Raw genomic sequence first — 3,175 nt, 5'->3', positions numbered from 1 at the left:
TTCCGCGACGAACAGACCGGCTGGGCAGGCTGGATGATGGCGGAGCAGCCCCGGCCGCTATTCGTGATCAGCCGTCCCTACGACGGCAACTCGGCTAGTCCCGGCAATGGGCAGATGCTCGCACTGCTGGCGCCGGAGCGCGCCAATGTCGACCGCGCGCATGCCATTGCACTCGCCCAGGGCGGTTCATGCGAAGGGCCACCCGGCTTGCGCCCGCAGTATCACGAGCACTATTACGGCGCCTACTTTCGCGATCCGGACGGCAACAAGCTTTGTGTGTGCCGCCACGAACCGGAATAAAACGCGCCGCCCCGCCACGCTCACACGGCCGTCACATACCTTTCCGGCGTCGGCATTGCGCGTGGCGGTGGCGATTCCACCACCCCGCGCATGCGCTTCACTTCATCCACGGGGCTCAGGCCGAACAAACGCTTGAACTCGCGGCTGAACTGCGACGCGCTTTCATAGCCGACTCGCGCCGCCGCCGCTCCCGCGTTCAAACCGTCCTGCACCATCAGGAGGCGCGCGTGATGCAACCGCGTGGTCTTGACATACTGCATCGGCGAGGTCGCCGTCACGCCCTTGAACTGCGCGTGAAATACCGCGAGACTCATGCCTGCTTCGCGCGCCAGCGTATCGACGTCGAGTTCGCCCTGATAATCCGCATGAATGCGCCGCAACGCCTTGGCGATGCGCCCGAAGTGATGCTGATGCGTGAGCGCCGCGCGGATCGCATCGCCCTGCTCGCCGGTCAGCACGCGGTAACAGATCTCGCGCATGATGGCGGGCGCCAGAATCCGTGCGTCGAGCGGCGAAGCGAGCGCTTCGAGCAGACGCTGCACCGCATTGCTCATGATCGGATCCAGCGGCGTCGAATAGATGCCGCGCGGTTCGGTCTGCGCCGTGCCATGTGTTTCGTTCAAGGCCATCAGCAACTCCGCGACCACCGTCAGGTCCACCCGCACTGAGATGCCCAGAAAGGGCTCTTCCGGGCTCGCCTCCGTCTCGCACTCGAACGGCAGCGGCACGGACAGCACCAGATATTGCTGCGCGTCGTATAAATACGTCTTCTGGCCCAGATAACCGCGTTTGCGCCCCTGGCAGACGATCACGATGCTCGGTTCGTAGAGTACCGGCATGCGCGGCATCGGCCGGTTCGCTCGCATGAACTTCACCCCGTCCAGACATGAGGGCGTGAAGCCCACGGCCGGCGCCAGAATGTCGAAGAGTTCGACCATGCGCTGCTGGGCCGGACTGATTGCAGCGCGGGGCGCTTGAGTCGTTTGCATGACAGTGCCTATTGATTCAGCAGAGAATAAGGCTTGAAATTTAGCATCAAACGGCCTATAGCGCTCGCGCTCCGGAGAATTAGGCAAACCTTTGAGATATTCAGGTATTCCCCAGGTGTCCCCCGCCGCCTACGATGGGAACCCTGCCGGATCACCCATTGCCCACGCTGCCCTGGCAGATAACCAGCCAGCCGCGACGACCTGCGGCAACCCGCTGGCCCCTGTGGAAAACCAACGTGATCCGGTTCAATTCGAGGTTCAGCCGCTTCAGCGACCGCGTGTCGCTACCGCCGGCGCCTTGTGCAACCCCATCCATTTGCAGGAGCACTCATGACCACGACTTATGCCTATGCTGCGAGCGACGCGCAATCGAAGCTCGCCCCATTCGAATTTCAGCGCCGGGAGTTGCGCGACCATGACGTGCAGATGGAAGTCCTGTTTTGCGGCGTGTGCCACTCGGACCTGCATCAGGCCCGCAACGAGTGGAAGAACTCGATTTATCCGGTGGTGCCGGGCCACGAGATCGTCGGCCGGGTGACGGCCGTCGGCGCCGGCGTTACGCGCCACAAGACGGGTGACCTCGTCGGTGTCGGTTGTCTGGTCGACTCGTGCCGTACCTGCCCGAGTTGCGAAGAGGGACTCGAACAGTATTGCGAAAACGGTTGGGTCGGTACGTATAACGGCGCGGACCGCATCACCGGCGACATCACGTTGGGTGGCTATTCAACCCAACTCGTCGTGGACGAAGACTTCGTGCTGAGCGTGCCGAAAAATCTTGATCCTGCCGGCACGGCGCCGCTGTTGTGCGCAGGTATCACCCTCTACTCGCCGCTGCGTACATGGGGCGCCGGCCCCGGCAAGAAGGTCGGCATCGTCGGCCTCGGCGGACTCGGTCACATGGGCGTCAAGCTCGCGCATGCGATGGGTGCACACGTGGTGCTGTTCACGACCTCGCAGTCGAAGGTCGAAGACGCAAAACGTCTCGGGGCAGACGAAGTGGTGATTTCGAAGAACCCGGAAGAAATGGAAGCGCATGTGAACAGCTTCGATCTCATCGTCAACACGGTGGCGGCCCAGCACGACCTGAACCCGTTCCTGAACCTGCTGCGCCGTGACGGCACGATGGCACTGGTCGGCGCACCGGAACACGATCACCCGTCGCCGCAGGTGTTCAACCTGATCATGAAGCGCCGGCGTCTCGCGGGTTCGCTGATTGGCGGGATTGCTGAAACCCAGGAAATGCTCGACTTCTGCGGAGAGCACGGCATTACATCGGACATCGAAGTGATTCCGATGCAACAGATTAACGATGCGTATGAGCGGATGTTGAAGAGCGATGTGAAGTATCGCTTTGTGATCGATCTCGATTCGCTCCGGAAGTAACTGCCGGTCGTCTTGTTCCACGCTTTACCCCGGTAGTTCCACAGGTCGTCTCGCGGGCGGGTTCAACACCCGTTGCGCGTGATGCACAGGCCGCGCCAGTCGCGGCGGCCTGCCCTGCTCCCGCCTCGCATTGTTGCCGACGCGCCTCCCCCAAAGAACGGGACGAGGCACGTTGGCTGTACGTCCTTTATCCGGATTGTCCCGCGTAATTGCTGTTTGAACAGGAGATTGCCCGTGATTGACCGTATTCAGGCGATGCGCACTTTTATCCGTATCGTCGATACCAATAGTTTCACGCGTGCCGCGGAATCGCTCGATATGCCACGCGCCACGGCAACAACGCTGGTTCAGAATCTCGAAGCTCTGCTCGGCACCGCACTGCTGGTGCGGACTACGCGGCGGCTCAGCCTGACCCCCGAAGGTGCTGCGTACTACGAACGTTGCATGCAGATACTCGCCGACATCGACGAAATGGAAGCGAGCCTGCGTCATTCGACCGATCA

The 3,175-nt window shown here is 61.8% G+C and carries 4 protein-coding genes; 3 read left to right on the top strand and 1 reads right to left on the bottom strand.

The window, feature by feature from the left end; translation table 11 throughout:
- Positions 1-300 (top strand): VOC family protein (locus tag M0954_RS04105; protein WP_367279488.1); only part of this gene is annotated, 300 nt, incomplete at its 5' end.
- 20 nt (positions 301-320) lie between these two features.
- On the opposite strand, the gene M0954_RS04100 is transcribed toward M0954_RS04105, so the two are convergent.
- A complete protein-coding gene (locus M0954_RS04100) occupies positions 321-1,289 on the bottom strand; it encodes an AraC family transcriptional regulator (protein WP_297351772.1) in 969 nt (322 codons plus the stop codon).
- Between the two features lie 330 nt (positions 1,290-1,619).
- Here M0954_RS04100 and M0954_RS04095 point away from each other — a divergent pair, with 330 nt between their 5' ends.
- Positions 1,620-2,672 (top strand): NAD(P)-dependent alcohol dehydrogenase, encoded by a 1,053-nt coding sequence (locus M0954_RS04095; RefSeq protein WP_122156124.1) that lies wholly within the window; start codon positions 1,620-1,622, stop codon positions 2,670-2,672.
- Positions 2,673-2,909: 237 nt separating this feature from the next.
- Positions 2,910-3,175: LysR family transcriptional regulator (locus M0954_RS04090; protein WP_297351770.1), on the top strand; the 266-nt coding region annotated here is incomplete at its 3' end.

Source organism: Paraburkholderia sp. (assembly GCF_026225065.1).
In the GTDB taxonomy this organism is placed as follows: Bacteria; Pseudomonadota; Gammaproteobacteria; order Burkholderiales; family Burkholderiaceae; genus Paraburkholderia.
The sequence above is the reverse complement of the archived record's forward strand: the minus strand, read 5'-3'. Positions and strand labels throughout refer to the sequence as shown.

Excerpts from the sequence above, each read along its gene's own strand:
- M0954_RS04100 (WP_297351772.1), bottom strand. The coding sequence starts at position 1,289 with ATGCAAACGACTCAAGCGCCCCGCGCTGCAATCAGTCCGGCCCAGCAG.
- M0954_RS04095 (WP_122156124.1), top strand. The coding sequence starts at position 1,620 with ATGACCACGACTTATGCCTATGCTGCGAGCGACGCGCAATCGAAGCTC.